A 16,915-nucleotide genomic window follows, 5' to 3' on the forward strand; every position below is an offset into this window, starting at 1 on the left:
CTTAGCGATGCCCGTAAGCACGAGGGCGGGTGTAGTAATCAATCAACGGCACGGTAATGTTAGCCAGCAGAACGGCAAACGCGACACCATCAGGATAACCGCCGTAGGTGCGAATCAGCCAGACCAGCAAACCGGCCAGTGCGCCGAAAATCAGACGCCCACGATTGGTTGTCGAGGCGGTAACGGGGTCGGTGAGAATAAAGAATGCACCCAGCATCGTTGCGCCAGAGAACAGATGGATCAGCGGTGATGCACATTTTTCCGGAGCAAACATCCAGCCCAGGGTGGAACACACCGCCAGCACCAGCAGAAAACTGACCGGAATATGCCAGCGAATGGCACCTTTCACCAGTAAGAACAGCCCGCCTGCAAGGAATGCGAGATTCACCCATTGCCAACCAATTCCCGCCAGCACGCCGGTATAAATCGGCTCTTGCAACAGGTCCGCGGCGGAATGCCCGGCGCGTAATCCGGTTTTAAACGTGTCGAGCGGAGTGGCCTGACTTATACCATCTATACCCATCCGCAATTGCGACATGGTGTCGCCAGCCGCCGTCGTGCCAGAAAATATCACGTGCAGGGAGTCGGCAAAACCGGGCACCGTTGCGGCAAGCGACTGCGGTGGCAACCAGGATGTCATTTGCACCGGGAAGGCAATCAACAACACCACGTAACCGACCATTGCCGGGTTAAACGGGTTGTGCCCCAGGCCGCCATATAATTGTTTCGCGATAATCACGGCGAACACGGTACCCAGGATCACTATCCACCATGGAGCGAACGGTGGAATACTGATGCCAAGCAACAGGCCGGTGAGCGCGGCAGAATTATCGCCCAGGATCCGTAGCGGCTGTTTGCGCAGTTTGAGCACCAGCAGTTCAGCGGCGACAGCCGTCAAAATACCTAATGCGATTTGCACCAGACTGCCCCAGCCAAACCAGTACCACAGCATTGCCATTCCTGGCAATGTGGCATAAGTCACCAGCAGCATAATTCGCGATGTGCTGCGTTGGTTATGGGTATAAGGGGAGCTTGCTATCTTAAAAACCATTTATTCCTCTGATGCCATTTGTTGCGCTGCTTTTCGTGCCTGGACACGAGCAATTGCCGCGGCAACGGCGGCTTTACGCGGATCTTGTTCTTCGGCAGGTGTTTCTTCAGATTGTTGTTCGGCCTTCGCGGCTTTACGGGCTTTCGCTCGGGCAATGGCGGCTTCGACCGCCGCTTTGCGCGGATCAACCGTTTCGGTTTTAGCCACTTCGACAGGGGCTGTTGCTGCTTCGTTTGCCTGAGCCGCTTTGCGTGCTTTCGCTCGGGCAATCGCTGCTTCGACCGCGGCTTTACGCGGATCAACAACACCGGTTTCTGCAGGAGTTTCTTGCGCTTCTTTCTCAACCTGACGAGCGCGCGCCTGCGCTTTACGCGCTTCGCGGGCGGCAATCACTTGCTGGTTGTCCGGCAAGGTTCCCGCTTTGATAACAATCGGCTCATTACCTTGCGCATTCTTGCTTTTCACCCGGGCGAGGGCGGCCTGAATGGCATCATTATCTTTAGCTGTAGGTTGAACGGCTGCTTGTTTATGGCGCTCAAGGCGAGCGGCTTTTTCGCGTTCGAGCCGCGCCTGGCGCGCTTCAAAGCGCTCTTTGGCTTCAGCGGTGCGTTTGGCTTCCAGCTCGATTTCACGGATCTCGGCTTTTTCCTGGCGGAAATATTGCACCAGCGGAATATTGCTTGGGCAAACGTACGCGCAAGCGCCGCATTCGATGCAATCTTTGAGATTATGGGCCTGCGCTTTATCGTGCTGTTGCCCACGGCTAAACCAGTAGAGTTGCTGTGGCAAAAGATCTGCCGGGCAGGAATCAGCGCAGGCACTGCAACGAATGCAGCTCTGTTCTTCTTGTTGCTCTCCCATTTCGAGAGTGGAAGGTGCCAGCAAACAGTTGGTGATTTTGACGACAGGAACATCCAGCCACGGCAGGCTAAAGCCCATTAACGGCCCGCCCATAATCACTTGCTGATCATGACCCGGACGGAATACGGCAAAATCCAACAGATGGCGGACTGGCGTTCCCAGACGCGCCCAGACATTCCCCGGTTGCTGAACGGCACCGCCGGTTAACGTCACCACTCGCTCGGTTAACGGTTCTCCATCCATAACGGCGCGTTTCACGGCAAAAGCGGTGCCGACGTTTTGCATCAGCACCCCAATATCTGACGAACGGCCACCTTGTGGGACTTGTTTCCCGGTCAGGATTTGAGTCAGTTGCTTTGCGCCACCAGACGGATATTTGGTTGGGATCACCCGCAACTCGATACCGTGCGTATTGCAAAGTACCGCACGCATCATCGAAATGGCCTGCGGCTTGTTATCTTCAATGCCAATTAACACGCGCTTTGGCTGCAAAATATGCGCAAGAATACGCACGCCGTCGATGATTTGCGCCGCGCAATCCTGCATCAGACGGTCATCGGCGGTAATGTAAGGCTCACACTCCGCGGCGTTGATGATCAGCGTGTCGATTTTATCGCCGCCACCGAGCAATTTATTCCCGGTCGGGAAGCCTGCGCCGCCCAGACCGGCAACACCAAATTGATGAATACGCGCAATTAATTCTTCACGGCTATGCGACGTATAATCATGCCAACCGTCACGTTCAATCCAGGTATCTTCGCCATCGGCTTCAATAATCACACTCAGCTCAGCCAATGCAGAAGGATGGGCGGTCGAGTGGGGCGCAATGGCGGTGATGGTTCCGGAAGTTGGAGCATGAACAGGCAACATGCGACCACGCCCACGTGTCAAAGGTTGACCACGCAGCACATAATCGCCTGCTTTCACGCACAGCTCACCTTCAGCACCAATGTGCTGCTTCAATGGAATAACCAGCTTTTGTGGCAAAGGAACCTGGCGTAGTGGCGTGCCATTTGACTGAGTTTTCATTTCTGGCGGATGAATGCCACCATCGAAATCCCAGATTTTGTCTTTTTTGAAACGGGTAAATAACTTAAGCATTTTGCTCCACCGGAATGAGTCTAACCGGGATGGTCTGCAGATCCCACTTCCAGCTTTCTGTGGTGGTTTCGACCGGGCGCAGCTCAATACAACGCGTAGGGCACGGGTCGACACATAAATTGCATCCGGTGCAAAGGTCACTAATTACGGTATGCATGGCGCGAGTCGCACCGACAATGGCATCCACCGGGCAGGCCTGAATGCACTTGGTGCAGCCAATACAATTTGGTTCGTCGATAACGGCTAACATGCGAACGGGTTCCAATGCCTGAGCATCGCCTTCAATGGGCTGGGGATCCACGTTAAGTAAGGTTGCGATTTTGTGCATCACGGCTTCACCGCCAGGTGCGCATAAGTTGATTTTTGCACCCTGATTACCCACGGCTTCCGCATATGGACGGCAACCAGGATAGCCGCATTGCCCGCATTGACTCTGGGGTAACAGTTCGTCCAGTTTATCGACAATTGGGTCTTCTTCGACGCGAAAACGACGCGAGGCATAACCGAGGATCAGCCCGAAGACCAGACCCAACAGGCCCAGCGCAATAACAGCAATCCAAATCGTACTCATCAGAACTTCACCAACCCGCTAAAGCCCATAAAGGCCAGAGACATCAAACCGGCGGTAATAAGCGCGATGGCATTGCCACGAAATGGCGCGGGCACGTCGGCAACCGCTAAACGTTCGCGAATAGCCGCAAACAACACCATCACCAGCGAGAAACCCACGGCGGCAGAAAAACCATAAAGGGCTGATTGCAGGAAGTTATGGCCGAGATTGATGTTCAACAACGCGACGCCCAGCACCGCACAGTTAGTGGTGATTAGCGGTAAAAAGATACCCAGCAGGCGATAGAGCGCCGGGCTGGTTTTGCGCACCACCATTTCGGTAAATTGCACGACGACGGCAATAACCAGAATAAACGCCAGCGTGCGCAAATAGACGAGGTCAAGAGGGATAAGGATCAACTCGTTGACCAGCCACGCACAAATAGACGCCAGGGTGAGTACAAAAGTGGTCGCCAGCCCCATGCCGATGGCCGTTTCCAATTTTTTGGAAACTCCCATAAACGGACACAGGCCAAGAAACTTCACTAATACGAAGTTATTAACCAGTACCGTACCAACAAAGAGCAGCAAATAATCTGTCATGAATGAGACCTGAAACAAAAAAAAGCCGCCTATTATCGTCTAACCGACCGATGACGACAACTGGGCGTTTATAAGGTTATTACGGCGAAACTACGGATTGATAAATGTCTGCTTCACGCGTTGCGAACGCTTGAGGTACGGAACCAACAAAGCCGCAGCTAACAGCGGGAACATCAACTGGCGCAATGCCAGATCGTCACTCACTGGGGAAAACGCGAAGGCTTTAACCGCTAACAACACCGACAGCAATAACCAAAGAATATAATGACGGACCACATTCTTACGACGTTTAAAGAAGGCGATAGTCAACCACACGGTATAACCCCACATGGCAATTGCGCAGGCAATCGAGGTGTACCAAAACATCACCATTTTGGGGCCTTGCGCGCTCATAAGTCGATGGCTTTCTGGGGAGATAAGCATCATAAGATAAATGGCGAGGGCAATACTGCTGCTGAGTAAGGTCATCAGAAGCCAGGCGAGAGGGGCAAGAAGCCAGCCTGCAATGCGGGGTGCTCGCCCAGGTACTTGCGTTGTCGTCATGTTACCTCCCGAAAAAGAATAAGACTTTCCTTATGAGATTCATAAGGCGGGAGGATTATAAGGTTTTTTTAACGCTTTGCTACCGCAAGCTGCGCTACAGCACATATCGCCAGACGGCTTTTGGCACACAACCTAAATCAAACAGGCGTCCACCGGAAACCAATTCAGCCCGACGATGATCGGCAGCACGATACATATTCATCAATTCATTATTATCGGTGAGGGTGTAATTAAGATGGTCGAAGAGTTTTTCAAGGCTTTCGGACGAGCTGATTTTTCGAAATTTCATTAAATAATCTAGAGCGGTCATGAGAGGCAGTTATCCATACAAAAGAGAAAATAGGAGCACGCGGCATGTCTGATTTGCATGAATAATAAACGGAAATGCAGGTTGTTATTGCAAGAAAAAGCGTGATATTGACTTTTTAGGAGTTTTCATCGTCACATAGAACATCACCTGACCCTCCTGACACCCGCGTATTGCCTGGTGTTTGGTAAGTGTGCAACTCAATCGCAACAATATAATTACCTGTTGTTACAATTACAGGGATGGTGTCAAATAGGGCGTCCAAAATTATGAGGAAAGCAAATGAGTGATAGCATTCGTGTCGGATTAATCGGTTACGGTTACGCCAGTAAGACTTTTCATGCGCCATTAATTGTCGGTACACCAGGCATGGTTCTGGCCGGTGTTTCCAGCAGCGATGCCGCGAAAGTTCATGCTGACTGGCCAAACATGCCGGTAGTCTCTGATCCTCATCATCTGTTTAATGACCCAAATATCGATTTAATCGTCATTCCCACCCCAAACGATACCCACTTCCCACTGGCAAAAGCGGCGCTGGAAGCCGGTAAACATGTGGTTGTCGATAAACCCTTTACCGTGACGTTGTCACAAGCGCGTGAACTGGATGCGCTGGCGAAAAGCTGCGGCTTATTGCTTTCTGTATTCCACAACCGCCGTTGGGACAGCGATTTCTTAACCGTGAAAGCGCTGCTGGCAGACGGTACGTTGGGTGAAGTGGCCTATTTTGAATCCCATTTTGACCGCTATCGTCCGCAGGTGCGTAACCGCTGGCGCGAGCAGGCGGGCGTTGGGAGCGGGATTTGGTATGACTTAGGCCCTCATCTTATTGACCAGGCATTGAATCTTTTTGGACTGCCTGTCAGCCTGACAGTGGATTTAGGCCAACTGCGCCCAGGCGCTCAGGCCACGGATTACTTCCATGCGGTGCTGGCGTACCCACAGCGTCGCGTTGTGCTCCACGGTACTTTGCTGGCGGCAGCAGAAACAGCGCGCTACATCGTGCATGGCGCGCGTGGCAGCTACATTAAATATGGCCTCGACCCGCAGGAAGATCGCCTGAAAGCGGGCGAGCGTTTACCGCAGGAAGACTGGGGTTACGATATGCGCGACGGCGTGTTAACGCTGGCGCAGGGTGAGGTGATGGCAGAGCAAACGTTGCTGACCGTGCCGGGTAATTATCCGGCTTACTACGCGGGGATTCGTGATGCACTCACGGGCCACGGTGAGAACCCGGTTCCGGCCGCGCAGGCCATTCAGGTCATGGAAATGATTGAGCTGGGCATGGAATCCGCGAAACATCGCGCGACACTGAACCTGGCGTAACCGCTACCAAACCCTGGCACCACGCTCACTTTCAGGGGCCAGGGTTTCGGTTACTGCGCAGTCGGTTTTAAAATAGTGCCCACAGTTTTGTGCCCCGCCAGATACTGATGCTGGAAAATGCACATCCGAATCGTGTTGCGATACTCTCCATTGATAAAGAACTCGTGGATTAACTCACCTTCCACCATAAAGCCGAGCTTCTTATAGATGTGGACGGCTTTTTCATTCTCTTTATCAACAATCAAATACAGTTTGTACAGATTGAGCACCATAAATCCGTAATCCATCGCAAGCCTGGCGGCACGTGATGCCAGGCCTTTACCCTGATAATCAGGCGAGATGATTATCTGGAATTCGGCACGGCGAGGAACATGGTTGATTTCGACCAGTTCGACCAGACCTGCTTTTTCGCCATTGCATTCGATAACAAAACGACGCTCGCTCTGATCGTGAATATGCTTGTCATACAGATCCGACAGCTCGACAAATGCCTCGTAAGGCTCTTCAAACCAGTAGCGCATCACGCTGGCATTGTTATCAAGCTGGTGAACGAAACGCAGATCTTCGCGCTCAAGCGGGCGAAGCTTAATGGGGAGTTCCTGGCTCATTTGAATTCCTTTCAAAGAGATAAGGCTTCCCTTAAGAAGCCTTATTGATTAACGTCGTGCAGTTACGGAGCGACAACACGGCCAGAGCGGCGGTCAAGGCAACGTAGGGTGTTGGGTTCCCAATAAGCGTTGACGTTGGCGCTTTTCTGGCAATTGTCCTGGGCATCAAAAGCGACGTCGGTTTTGTCCCATTCTTTTTCGGCACGTTTGTTAACTTTCTGGCGCAGAGAGCGGGTGTCATTCCATTGCTCTTTGTCCATCGCCGCATCCTGGCGAGTTTGCGCATTGTCACCCGACTCGATAATCAGTTTATTGGTCTGAGCATTCGCGGGCTGAACAAACGCAAACGCACTCAGCAACAATGCCAGCGGCATAGCCACCGACAGATGTTTGCGAAGGGTTGTGTTCATTGCGGTTTCCTTTAGAGTATTTTGCAGCTTATAAATATACCACGGTGCGCGATGCGTACCAGATGGTGCACTTTTGACCTCATTATCCCAGACAATGTTCAATATGATCAAAACAACCTTATTATTTTTTGCCACGGCGCTTGCCGAAATCATCGGCTGCTTTTTACCCTGGCTGTGGTTAAAGCGCGAAGGCTCTGCATTCCTGCTGATCCCGGCAGCATTATCGCTGGCGATGTTCGTCTGGCTATTGACGCTCCATCCGGCGGCCAGTGGACGCGTATATGCTGCTTACGGTGGCGTTTATGTCGTAACGGCACTGCTGTGGCTACGCGTAGTCGATGGCATTAAATTAAGTGCTTATGACTGGATAGGCGCATCTGTTGCCTTCTGCGGCATGTTGATTATCGTCGCTGGCTGGGGCCGGGCCTGATTTTAGTTTTTACTTCGCCACACGCTTGCAAAAAACCTCGCATTACTGCTGCAACTCGCGCAAGAGTCACAAAAATTTTGTGACTCAGTCCGTCAATATCTCATTAATATACTTGTATGGTAGTCTTGTCAGAGGTAATTTCACGCTCATTAAAGACCATCGACCTGATGTGCTGTAAGGGGAGCGGAATGAAGATTGTAAAAGCAGAAGTGTTTGTGACTTGCCCGGGGCGGAATTTTGTCACGCTGAAAATTACCACAGACGACGGGATCACTGGACTGGGCGATGCCACGTTAAATGGCCGCGAATTGTCGGTTGCGTCCTATCTTAAAGATCACGTTTGCCCGCAACTGGTAGGGCGTGATGCGCACCGTATCGAAGATATCTGGCAGTTCTTCTACAAAGGTGCTTACTGGCGTCGCGGGCCGGTAACGATGTCGGCAATTTCTGCGGTCGACGTCGCGCTGTGGGACATTAAAGCGAAAGCCGCCAACATGCCGCTGTATCAATTGTTAGGCGGAGCCTCCCGCGAAGGCGTGATGGTTTACTGTCACACCACAGGCCATTCCATTGATGACGTGCTGGAGGATTACGCCCGTCATAAAGAGCAGGGCTTTAAAGCGATACGTGTGCAGTGCGGCGTGCCAGGCATGAAAACCACTTACGGTATGGCAAAAGGCAAAGGGCTGGCGTACGAACCCGCAACCAAAGGCGACTGGCCGGAAGAGCAGTTGTGGTCAACGGAAAAATATCTCGATTTCACCCCCAAATTGTTCGAGGCCGTTCGCAATAAGTTTGGCTTCGACGAACATTTGCTACACGACATGCACCATCGTCTGACGCCAATCGAAGCCGCGCGCTTTGGTAAAAGCATCGAAGATCACCGTCTGTTCTGGATGGAAGACCCGACACCTGCTGAAAACCAGGAATGCTTCCGTCTGATTCGCCAGCATACCGTAACCCCGATTGCCGTCGGCGAAGTCTTTAACAGCATCTGGGATTGCAAACAGCTTATCGAAGAGCAGCTTATCGACTATATCCGCACCACGATTACTCACGCGGGTGGCATCACCGGCATGCGCCGCATTGCGGATTTTGCCTCGTTATACCAGGTGCGAACCGGCTCACACGGCCCGTCCGACCTGTCTCCAGTTTGTATGGCCGCCGCGCTGCATTTTGACCTCTGGGTGCCAAACTTTGGGGTACAGGAATACATGGGCTATTCCGAGCAAATGCTCGAAGTCTTCCCGCATAACTGGACGTTTGATAACGGATTCATGCACCCTGGCAATAAGCCCGGTATTGGCATCGAGTTCGACGAAAAACTGGCCGCGAAATACCCCTACGAACCTGCGTATCTGCCGGTTGCCCGCCTTGAAGATGGCACGTTGTGGAATTGGTAAAGGAAGAAAATATGAAAAGCGTAACCATACAGCAGCCCGAAAAATTGGTAATTGAAGAACGTTCAGCGCCACAACCGCTACCGGGGGAAGTCAGAATACGGGTGACATGCGCGGGCATTTGCGGCTCAGATGTACACATTTATCGCGGTCATAATCCTTTTGCCAAATATCCTCGCGTTATTGGGCATGAATTTTTCGGTCACATAGATGCGGTCGGTGAAGGCATTGCAAAATCACGCATCGGTGAGCGTGTGGTGGGTGATCCTGTCGTCAGTTGCGGTCATTGTTATCCGTGCGCGGTAGGGCGGCCCAATGTGTGTGCGGAACTTCAGGTCATTGGGGTGCATCGCGATGGCGGATTTAGTGAATACGTCACGCTGCCGGCGAAAAACGCGCACGTCGTGCCGGATTCCATTCCCGATAACGAAGCGACGATGGTTGAACCATTTACCATTGCGGCAAATATTTGCTCCCAGATGAAACCCACTCCGTTGGATACCGCACTCATCTATGGCGCAGGGCCGATGGGACTGACATCTATTCAGGCGTTGCGCGGCGTATACGGCGTAAAGGAAATTATCGTCGCCGACCGCATTGATGAACGCCTCGCCATGGCGAAAGCCAACGGTGCCGACCGCGTGATTAACAACGCGAACAGTGATTTAAAAACCGAACTGGATGCGCTTGGAATTCGCCCGACGCTGATTATTGATGCCGCCTGTCATCCATCAATTTTACCGGAAGCCATTAGCCTTGCATCACCGGCCGCGCGTATCGGCATTATGGGGTTTTCATCAGATGCTTGCGTCATTAGCCAGCAGGCGATAACCAGCAAAGAGTTAACTATTTTCAGCTCTCGTCTGAATAGCAACCGGTTCCCGCTGGTGATTAGCTGGATGACGGAACGCAAAATTCAACCGGAAAAACTGATCACTCATCAATTCCCTTATTTACAAGTTCGGGAAGCGATGGAGCTATTTGAGAAAGATCAGAAGCAGTGCTGCAAAGTATTACTGAAGTTTTAATGAGTCGTACCCTACATCAATATACTTATTATAAAGAACGGAGTTTTTATGGTTAAGAATCTACGTTGGGTAATTGTATTCCTGTTATTCATGGTCTACATGATCAATTATCTGGATAGAGTGGCATTATCTATTACACTGCCGCTGATTGAAAAAGACCTCACGATTAATCCTGAAGAGTTCGGCATGATATTCGGCAGTTTCTTCTTTGGATATGCGTTGTTTAATTTTATTGGCGGGCTTGCCGTCGATAAATTCGGCCCGATGATTGTTCTGGGTTGCGCCGTGGGGATGTGGTCCATTTTCTGTGGTATGACCGCACTGGCCACCGGTTTTTGGTCGATGCTGGTGTTACGCGTGCTATTTGGCATGGCAGAAGGGCCAATATGCGCGTCAGCTAATAAGATGATTAACGGTTGGTTTCCTCGAAAACAGGCCGCGACAGCATTGGGTTTGTTAAGTGCAGGCTCGCCACTGGGTGGCGCAGTAGCTGGCCCGATTGTCGGATATCTGGCTCTGGGATTTGGCTGGCGTCCGGCGTTTATGATTATCTGTGGCATCGGTATTATCTGGATGCTGGTGTGGTTCTTCTTCGTGGCTGATACCCCTGAAAAAAGTAGCCGTGTCAGCGCACAAGAGCGTGAATTAATTGCGCTGATGAAAGCACAGAACGGTGGTGACACTCAGGATTTAGATGGCGATGTTTCCGGGCATACACTCGGCTATTATCTTAAAAAACCTATCATCCTGGTCACTGCATTTGCTTTCTTCTGTTACAACTATATTTTATTCTTCTTCCTGAGTTGGTTCCCCTCTTATTTAGTTCAGGCTCACGGTCTGAATATTAAAGAGATGAGTATTACTACCGTTATTCCATGGATTGTCGGTTTCGTCGGCCTGGCATTAGGTGGCGTTATTTCCGATACCATTCTGCGTATGACCGGTAAATTATTATTATCGCGCAAAATTGTATTAGTGGTTTGTTTATTAGCCGCAGCAATATGTGTCGCGCTGGCGGGGACAGTCAGTCAGGTTGTACCGGCAGTGATCCTGATGTCAGTGTCCATCTTCTTCCTTTATGTCACCGGGGCGATCTACTGGGCGATTATTCAGGACGTGGTCACCAAGACGCGTATTGGGAGCGTGAGTGGTTTTATTCATTTGATTGGCAGTGTGTCCGGGATTATTGGTCCAATCGTCACCGGTTTCATCGTGCAGAACACCGGCAAATTTGACAGTGCGTTTATTCTCGCGGGTGGCGTAGCAGCACTTGGCGCAATCCTGGTGTTATTTGTTATTAAACAGCCGAAAACGGAAACGCCATTGGTGGCAAGTACTCGCTGAGCATTAAATGAAGAAACTGTGAGTTGTTATACACCTTTTATTTCGTGTCATACCAAATGCACAAAAGTTTAATGCAAATCAATATGCAGACTACCATAGCAGGTAGTCTGTGGTGGTCCCCAAGTTACTACACAGCTACTAAACAGCGAGTTTCAAAATGGAAAACAAGCTCTTATCTGCAAAAGCTATTGTCCCTCAATACGACCGTAGCAAACTGGTATCACGCATCGTTCATCTTGGTTTTGGCGCCTTCCATCGCGCTCATCAGGCGGTTTACGCTGACATCCTGGCAAGCGATCACGGTAGCGACTGGGGTTACTGTGAAGTTAACCTGATTGGCGGCGAGCAGCAAATTGCTGATTTAAAACAGCAAGACAACCTTTATAGCGTGGCAGAAATGTCTGCCGACGCATGGCATTGCCGCGTGGTGGGTGTGGTGAAAAACGCCATTCACGCTCAGGTCGATGGCCTGGAAGCCGTGTTCACCGCCATGACGCAACCTGAAGTGGCGATTGTCTCCCTGACCGTGACGGAAAAAGGCTACTGCCATACTCCGGCAACCGGCACCATCTTGCTGGATCACCCATTCATTGCACACGACATCGCAAATCCGCAACAGCCGAAATCCGCACCGGGCGTGATTGTTGAAGCCCTGGCGCGTCGTAAAGCCGCTGGTCTGCCTGCATTTAGCGTGATGTCCTGCGACAACATGCCGGAAAACGGCCACGTCACCCGTAATGTTATCACCGCGTACGCGCAGGCGATTAACCCGGAATTGGCGGAGTGGATCAAGGCGAATGTGACATTCCCATCCACCATGGTTGACCGCATTGTGCCAGCCGTCACGGCTGAAACGCTGGAACAAGTGGCTCAGGCGACCGGCGTTGCTGACCCTGCTGCTGTGGCATGTGAACCGTTCCGCCAGTGGGTTATCGAAGATAACTTCGTCGCGGGCCGCCCTGAGTGGGAAAAAGCCGGTGCGGAATTGGTGAAAGACGTTCTGCCATACGAAGAAATGAAATTGCGTATGCTCAACGGCAGCCATTCATTCCTTGCATACCTCGGCTATCTGGCGGGCTATCAGCATATTTCTGAGTGCATGCAGGATGAGAATTACCGTCGTACAGCACATGCATTGATGTTGCAGGAACAAGCGCCAACCCTGAAAGTGCAGGGCGTTGACCTGGCAAAATATGCCGATTCACTGATTGCGCGTTACACCAACCCGGCACTGCGTCACCGTACCTGGCAAATCGCGATGGACGGAAGCCAGAAATTGCCACAGCGTTGGTTAGACTCCATTCGTTGGCACCTGGCAAACGGCAGCGAGTTTAATCTGCTGGCGCTGGGCGTTGCAGGTTGGATGCGTTATGTCGGTGGTGTGGACGAGCAGGGCGCGGCAATCGAAGTGAGTGACCCATTATTGCCTGCAATTCAGCAAGCGGTTGCTGCCAGCAAAGAAGGGGAAACCCGCGTTAAGGCTCTGTTAGGGCTGAAAACTATCTTTGGCGAAGACCTGCCTGCTAACGCGAAATTCGTCAATCAGGTGATTGAATCTTACCTGGCGCTGCGTGAAAACGGCGCAAAAGCGACAGTCGCTAAGTTCTAAATATGTGGTTTCGTAGCTACCGCTTGACGTTCAAGACGGTAGCTATGAACTGCTAAACAGTGAGTTCTTGAGATTCGTTTGAGAAACGGGGAATATTGTAATTATTTCATATCGTTAGCAGGGTTTTTCACGCCGAAATAGCTATGCATGAGACTCTCCCATAGCAAATGGATTATTATTTGTTGACTACCTACCTTCTGGTAGGTAGTCTGTGTTTGTCGAGACAACTCCATTGAACGAAAACACAACTCAGGAAAAACATCATGAAGACATCAAACATCATCCGTACCTCACTATCCGCTCTAATTTTAGCGACTGCAGGCTTTGCGAATGCGGCCGAGGAAGTTAACACCACACAGGCAAAAGAGCTGATGAAAATCGGCGCTGTTTCATCCGGATCAGCCTATACCATGAATGATGTGGACGATCAGATTCGTATGAAGGCAGACGCGGCAGGAGCCAGCAGCTATCGTATTACCAGCGTGGGCGGAAATAATCTGCTGCATGGAACGGCCACCCTCTATCGCTAATTTCCTGTTATTCTATGCAATAACGCCGGATACGAAGGCGGGCGATATCGCATCTGATAATCTGCACAGGCATGGCTGTGCCGGGAGAATAAGTATGTCCACCTACAATAACCTGCTGGATTTAGCGGATACTTTGATTCAGGAAAATGGTTATGCCGGATTTAGTTATGCAGATTTGGCAGAGCGTATGGGTATCCGTAAAGCCAGTATTCATCACCATTTTCCCTCCAAAACCGATCTCGGGCTGGCTTACTGTGATAAAAAAACGACTGGTTTTCACAAGCTGAAAAATCATATCGACACATTACCGGCGGGTCGGACACAGCTGCTTGCCTATCTGGATGCATTTTCGGAATGCGTCGAGAAAAAGCAAATGTGTGGCGTTTACGCAATGCTTTCGGACAGCAACCTTTTTACCCCAGAGTTACAGGAAGCGGTAAGTCTGTTGGCAAAAGTTGAATTGAGAATACTAAGCGATATTCTTGAGGATGGCAGAGAAGCGGGCCAATTACATTTCCAAATACTCGCTGAAGATATGGCGGTAATTGTCTGTAATGCTTTTAAAGGCGCACTCATGTTAAACCGCACAGCTCCGTATGAAATACATGCTCGCACGAAGGTTGCTTTGCTGCAGATGTTAATTACTGAGTAAAGACACGCCGAAGTCAAGTGTACCGAACTTTAATTTAACCGAGATGCCTACCTTTCAATAGGTAGGTGGCTAAAGATGACTCATAATAAGCAGTTGTTAAAAAGGAACAGATTATGAATACGACTACTCAGCATCCCCTGCTAAATAAAATTATTTATATATTATCAAAAATAGATATAGCGATTTTACGTTTGTCCGTCATTGTCATTTTTGCTTTATTTGGGACCTATAAATGGTTCGATTTTGAGGTGCAAGCGCTGGAGCCTTTAATATCAACAACATGGCTCCACGTTTTATACACACTCTTTGGTGTAAATGGTGGCAGCTACTTTCTTGGCGTAATGGAAACGCTCACTTTTCTCGCGCTCATTATCGGTTTCTCTCGACCATTATTTGGTGCTGCCGGTGCATTTATGGTGATAATGACGGGCATCACAACTTTAAGCCTCTTACCGCAGTTGGGTAAAATTGACAGTTTTATCATTAAAGATATTTTGCTGATCGGAGCCGGTGCGGTGTTATTAAAAAACGATCTTGTTCGATTAAATGAAGTCCTTAAAAAACGTTAAAAGCTTCTTTCTCAACATATAGTGGATTACAAAATCAGGACACTGGGATAGCCTGCGTCCACTTTTCTTCATGTAAGCAAGGCGATACCAATATTGTTTGTATGAGGGCGGTACACGTTGTAATAACCATTTATCCACTGGTTTATATCACCTACCACATGGCTAAAATCACCATAACCGCCTTTGGGAAGTCATTCCCTGGTCAGAATGATAAATAATGCCCTTGCGCGAGCGGTCTTTATGCACCCTCAGGGTGAAATAAAGGATCGTGGGCTGGGAGCATATCAATCTGAGTGGAGATGACATCTGGCGTAATAATCTTAAGCTGGGATCCGGAAAATACCGCTCATTGCGTACAGTCGACATCACTTTGTACAAAAATCAGTCTTAGCGTGGGATAATGTCCGCTTTCCAAGCGGACTCCTTCTTTACTCTTCAGTAAACCAGTCGCGCTTCTCGTTACGAATCAACAGAATTGACTGACTTATCTCATGCAGATGGCGATGCATCGCTTGATCCACCCCGTTTTCATCATGCTGCTTCAGGGCTTCAAAAATATCGTAATGCTGGGAGAGCAACATTTCTGGAGGAGAGACGTGATCAAGGCTCATATAGCGCACCCTGTCCATCGTCGCTTTAATATTCTCGACCGTTTCCCACGCCAGGCGGCAATCCGCTACTAACGCTAACTGCTCATGGAATTCGTCGTCTAACTGGAAAAAATCATCCAGTTGGTTACGATCAATGGCCGTGCGTTGCTGATTAAGCAACTGTTCGAGCATATAGAGATGTTCATCCGTCGCCATACTCGCGGCACGTTTTGCCACCGCACGTTCAATCGCTTCACGCACAAAACAGCCGTTTTTCACCTGACTGACCGAAATCTTATTCACATACGTGCCGCGCTGCGGGCGGATTTGCACCAGTCCCGTTTCAGCCAGTTTAATAAAGGCTTCACGCACCGGCTGGCGCGATACTTCAAAGCGAATCGACACTTCTTTTTCAGAAAGCGGAGTACCAGGCGGAATCAGGCAACGAACAATATCACGGCGCAAAATGCGGTAGATTTGTTGGTTTACAGGCTGAGTGGGGTTGAGCAAAGTTGACGGTAACATGGTTTTTTTCTTATCGTTGAAGAACCGTGCAAATTTAACATTTATTTGCACGGTCGCCCATAACTGAAAGCCCTAAGCATTGGGAAAAGCGATTAACCTTCGCGGTGAACGCTAAGCCCCGCAAACGACTGGCTAACAGGCATCATTTCAAGGGTGTTGATGTTGACGTGTTTCGGTAAAGTCGCGACCCACCAAACGGCTTCAGTCACATCTTCAGGCGTCAGCGCATTGGCATTCTCGTAGGTTTTCTCGACTTTGCCGTCGTCACCTTTGAAACGCACGTTTGAGAACTCAGTCCCGCCAACCAGACCCGGCTCAATATCCGTTACGCGAATAGCCGTCTTATGCAAATCTGCACGCAGATTCAGGCTGAACTGGCGCACAAACGCCTTGGTTGCGCCATAAACGTTGCCGCCCGCGTACGGCCAGCTTCCCGCAGTCGAACCGATATTGATAATGTGACCACGATTACGCTCCACCATACCTGGCAGCACGGCGCGAGTCATATACACCAGACCTTTATTGTTGGTGTCGATCATCGTTTCCCAGTCATCCGCGTCAGCTTTATGAGCAGGTTCCATACCCAACGCCAGGCCCGCATTGTTCACCAACACGTCAATGTCGCGCCAGTCGGCAGGCAGTTGTTCCATGGCTTGCTCGATAGCCGCGCGGTTACGTACATCAAGTTGCAGCGTAATGATGCTATCACCCAGTTCATCTTTCAGCTCTTGCAGGCGCTCCAGGCGGCGGCCCGTAGCAATGACTTTGTGGCCCTGCTGGACGAAACGACGGGTAATGCTCTCACCAAATCCGGCGGTGGCGCCGGTTACCAGAATAATCATCTCACTGTTCCTCAACGCTTTTTATGTCGTAATACCTTAG

The 16,915-nt window shown here is 50.4% G+C and carries 19 protein-coding genes and 1 pseudogene; 9 read left to right on the forward strand and 11 right to left on the reverse strand.

Features of this window, described 5'->3' with window-relative positions; genetic code table 11:
• Nucleotide 1 precedes the first annotated feature (1 nt).
• The 6 genes from rsxD to ydgT all read right to left on the reverse strand — a co-directional run bounded on the left by rsxD (nucleotide 2) and on the right by ydgT (nucleotide 5,018).
• Nucleotides 2–1,051 carry an electron transport complex subunit RsxD gene (gene rsxD, locus DY231_RS11050; protein ID WP_115628399.1) on the reverse strand — a complete coding sequence of 350 codons (1,050 nt, stop codon included), beginning with the start codon at nucleotides 1,049–1,051 and terminating at the stop codon, nucleotides 2–4.
• Nucleotides 1,052–3,013 (reverse strand): electron transport complex subunit RsxC, encoded by a 1,962-nt coding sequence (rsxC, locus tag DY231_RS11055; protein WP_115628400.1) that lies wholly within the window; start codon nucleotides 3,011–3,013, stop codon nucleotides 1,052–1,054.
• A complete protein-coding gene (rsxB, locus tag DY231_RS11060; RefSeq protein ID WP_115628401.1) occupies nucleotides 3,006–3,584 on the reverse strand; it encodes an electron transport complex subunit RsxB in 579 nt (192 codons plus the stop codon). Before rsxB ends, rsxC begins: the two co-directional genes overlap by 8 nt.
• On the reverse strand, nucleotides 3,584–4,165 hold the full coding sequence (gene rsxA, locus DY231_RS11065; protein ID WP_034455395.1) for an electron transport complex subunit RsxA: 582 nt from the start codon (nucleotides 4,163–4,165) through the stop codon (nucleotides 3,584–3,586). The genes rsxB and rsxA overlap by 1 nt, the downstream gene beginning before the upstream one ends.
• Before the next feature lie 90 nt (nucleotides 4,166–4,255).
• Nucleotides 4,256–4,708 (reverse strand): DUF2569 domain-containing protein, encoded by a 453-nt coding sequence (locus DY231_RS11070; protein WP_115628402.1) that lies wholly within the window; start codon nucleotides 4,706–4,708, stop codon nucleotides 4,256–4,258.
• 94 nt (nucleotides 4,709–4,802) lie between these two features.
• Complete coding sequence (gene ydgT, locus DY231_RS11075) at nucleotides 4,803–5,018, reverse strand: transcription modulator YdgT (RefSeq protein ID WP_115628403.1); 216 nt, start codon at nucleotides 5,016–5,018, stop codon at nucleotides 4,803–4,805.
• A 279-nt stretch (nucleotides 5,019–5,297) separates the two neighbouring features.
• Here ydgT and DY231_RS11080 point away from each other — a divergent pair, with 279 nt between their 5' ends.
• On the forward strand, nucleotides 5,298–6,338 hold the full coding sequence (locus DY231_RS11080; RefSeq protein WP_115628404.1) for an oxidoreductase: 1,041 nt from the start codon (nucleotides 5,298–5,300) through the stop codon (nucleotides 6,336–6,338).
• Between the two features lie 50 nt (nucleotides 6,339–6,388).
• On the opposite strand, the gene speG is transcribed toward DY231_RS11080, so the two are convergent.
• On the reverse strand, nucleotides 6,389–6,946 hold the full coding sequence (gene speG / locus DY231_RS11085) for a spermidine N1-acetyltransferase (RefSeq protein WP_115628405.1): 558 nt from the start codon (nucleotides 6,944–6,946) through the stop codon (nucleotides 6,389–6,391).
• Between the two features lie 62 nt (nucleotides 6,947–7,008).
• Nucleotides 7,009–7,356, reverse strand: coding sequence for a DUF1283 family protein (locus DY231_RS11090; RefSeq protein ID WP_115628406.1), 348 nt, complete (start codon nucleotides 7,354–7,356; stop codon nucleotides 7,009–7,011).
• Between the two features lie 103 nt (nucleotides 7,357–7,459).
• On the opposite strand from DY231_RS11090, the gene DY231_RS11095 reads away from it, so the two are divergent.
• The 8 genes from DY231_RS11095 to DY231_RS11130 all read left to right on the forward strand — a co-directional run bounded on the left by DY231_RS11095 (nucleotide 7,460) and on the right by DY231_RS11130 (nucleotide 14,918).
• Nucleotides 7,460–7,786 carry a YnfA family protein gene (locus DY231_RS11095; protein WP_115631825.1) on the forward strand — a complete coding sequence of 109 codons (327 nt, stop codon included), beginning with the start codon at nucleotides 7,460–7,462 and terminating at the stop codon, nucleotides 7,784–7,786.
• Nucleotides 7,787–7,974: 188 nt separating this feature from the next.
• Nucleotides 7,975–9,189 (forward strand): starvation-sensing protein RspA, encoded by a 1,215-nt coding sequence (gene rspA, locus DY231_RS11100; protein ID WP_115628407.1) that lies wholly within the window; start codon nucleotides 7,975–7,977, stop codon nucleotides 9,187–9,189.
• A gap of 11 nt (nucleotides 9,190–9,200) precedes the next feature.
• Complete coding sequence (locus DY231_RS11105) at nucleotides 9,201–10,214, forward strand: Zn-dependent oxidoreductase (RefSeq protein WP_115628408.1); 1,014 nt, start codon at nucleotides 9,201–9,203, stop codon at nucleotides 10,212–10,214.
• A 48-nt stretch (nucleotides 10,215–10,262) separates the two neighbouring features.
• Nucleotides 10,263–11,558, forward strand: a complete 1,296-nt coding sequence (locus DY231_RS11110) for an MFS transporter (protein WP_115628409.1) — start codon at nucleotides 10,263–10,265, stop codon at nucleotides 11,556–11,558.
• A gap of 157 nt (nucleotides 11,559–11,715) precedes the next feature.
• Complete coding sequence (locus DY231_RS11115; protein WP_115628410.1) at nucleotides 11,716–13,167, forward strand: mannitol dehydrogenase family protein; 1,452 nt, start codon at nucleotides 11,716–11,718, stop codon at nucleotides 13,165–13,167.
• A 263-nt stretch (nucleotides 13,168–13,430) separates the two neighbouring features.
• The gene (locus DY231_RS11120; RefSeq protein ID WP_115628411.1) at nucleotides 13,431–13,697 is read left to right on the forward strand and encodes a YdgH/BhsA/McbA-like domain containing protein; all 267 of its coding nucleotides are present in this window, start codon (nucleotides 13,431–13,433) and stop codon (nucleotides 13,695–13,697) included.
• Between the two features lie 94 nt (nucleotides 13,698–13,791).
• Nucleotides 13,792–14,349, forward strand: a complete 558-nt coding sequence (locus DY231_RS11125) for a TetR/AcrR family transcriptional regulator (RefSeq protein WP_115628412.1) — start codon at nucleotides 13,792–13,794, stop codon at nucleotides 14,347–14,349.
• Between the two features lie 113 nt (nucleotides 14,350–14,462).
• On the forward strand, nucleotides 14,463–14,918 hold the full coding sequence (locus tag DY231_RS11130; protein ID WP_115628413.1) for a DUF417 family protein: 456 nt from the start codon (nucleotides 14,463–14,465) through the stop codon (nucleotides 14,916–14,918).
• A 34-nt stretch (nucleotides 14,919–14,952) separates the two neighbouring features.
• Here the strand turns inward: DY231_RS11130 and DY231_RS11135 are convergent.
• From DY231_RS11135 to ydfG, 3 genes and pseudogenes are all read right to left on the reverse strand, one after another.
• Nucleotides 14,953–15,109: pseudogene (locus tag DY231_RS11135) on the reverse strand (SH3 domain-containing protein); the annotation flags it as partial.
• Nucleotides 15,110–15,346: 237 nt separating this feature from the next.
• On the reverse strand, nucleotides 15,347–16,033 hold the full coding sequence (locus tag DY231_RS11140) for a GntR family transcriptional regulator (RefSeq protein WP_115628414.1): 687 nt from the start codon (nucleotides 16,031–16,033) through the stop codon (nucleotides 15,347–15,349).
• A 92-nt stretch (nucleotides 16,034–16,125) separates the two neighbouring features.
• Entirely contained in the window at nucleotides 16,126–16,875 is a 750-nt protein-coding gene (gene ydfG, locus DY231_RS11145; RefSeq protein WP_115628415.1) for a bifunctional NADP-dependent 3-hydroxy acid dehydrogenase/3-hydroxypropionate dehydrogenase YdfG, read from the reverse strand.
• Nucleotides 16,876–16,915: the final 40 nt, after the last annotated feature.

This window comes from Buttiauxella agrestis, assembly GCF_900446255.1.
GTDB lineage: Bacteria > Pseudomonadota > Gammaproteobacteria > Enterobacterales > Enterobacteriaceae > Buttiauxella > Buttiauxella agrestis.

Bases quoted from the DNA above. Each gene is read 5' to 3' on its own strand.
- rsxD (WP_115628399.1), bottom strand. From the start codon at position 1,051: ATGGTTTTTAAGATAGCAAGCTCCCCTTATACCCATAACCAACGCAGC.
- rsxC (WP_115628400.1), bottom strand. From the start codon at position 3,013: ATGCTTAAGTTATTTACCCGTTTCAAAAAAGACAAAATCTGGGATTTC.
- rsxB (WP_115628401.1), bottom strand. From the start codon at position 3,584: ATGAGTACGATTTGGATTGCTGTTATTGCGCTGGGCCTGTTGGGTCTG.
- rsxA (WP_034455395.1), bottom strand. From the start codon at position 4,165: ATGACAGATTATTTGCTGCTCTTTGTTGGTACGGTACTGGTTAATAAC.
- DY231_RS11070 (WP_115628402.1), bottom strand. From the start codon at position 4,708: ATGACGACAACGCAAGTACCTGGGCGAGCACCCCGCATTGCAGGCTGG.
- ydgT (WP_115628403.1), bottom strand. From the start codon at position 5,018: ATGACCGCTCTAGATTATTTAATGAAATTTCGAAAAATCAGCTCGTCC.
- DY231_RS11080 (WP_115628404.1), top strand. From the start codon at position 5,298: ATGAGTGATAGCATTCGTGTCGGATTAATCGGTTACGGTTACGCCAGT.
- speG (WP_115628405.1), bottom strand. From the start codon at position 6,946: ATGAGCCAGGAACTCCCCATTAAGCTTCGCCCGCTTGAGCGCGAAGAT.
- DY231_RS11090 (WP_115628406.1), bottom strand. From the start codon at position 7,356: ATGAACACAACCCTTCGCAAACATCTGTCGGTGGCTATGCCGCTGGCA.
- DY231_RS11095 (WP_115631825.1), top strand. From the start codon at position 7,460: ATGATCAAAACAACCTTATTATTTTTTGCCACGGCGCTTGCCGAAATC.
- rspA (WP_115628407.1), top strand. From the start codon at position 7,975: ATGAAGATTGTAAAAGCAGAAGTGTTTGTGACTTGCCCGGGGCGGAAT.
- DY231_RS11105 (WP_115628408.1), top strand. From the start codon at position 9,201: ATGAAAAGCGTAACCATACAGCAGCCCGAAAAATTGGTAATTGAAGAA.
- DY231_RS11110 (WP_115628409.1), top strand. From the start codon at position 10,263: ATGGTTAAGAATCTACGTTGGGTAATTGTATTCCTGTTATTCATGGTC.
- DY231_RS11115 (WP_115628410.1), top strand. From the start codon at position 11,716: ATGGAAAACAAGCTCTTATCTGCAAAAGCTATTGTCCCTCAATACGAC.
- DY231_RS11120 (WP_115628411.1), top strand. From the start codon at position 13,431: ATGAAGACATCAAACATCATCCGTACCTCACTATCCGCTCTAATTTTA.
- DY231_RS11125 (WP_115628412.1), top strand. From the start codon at position 13,792: ATGTCCACCTACAATAACCTGCTGGATTTAGCGGATACTTTGATTCAG.
- DY231_RS11130 (WP_115628413.1), top strand. From the start codon at position 14,463: ATGAATACGACTACTCAGCATCCCCTGCTAAATAAAATTATTTATATA.
- DY231_RS11140 (WP_115628414.1), bottom strand. From the start codon at position 16,033: ATGTTACCGTCAACTTTGCTCAACCCCACTCAGCCTGTAAACCAACAA.
- ydfG (WP_115628415.1), bottom strand. From the start codon at position 16,875: ATGATTATTCTGGTAACCGGCGCCACCGCCGGATTTGGTGAGAGCATT.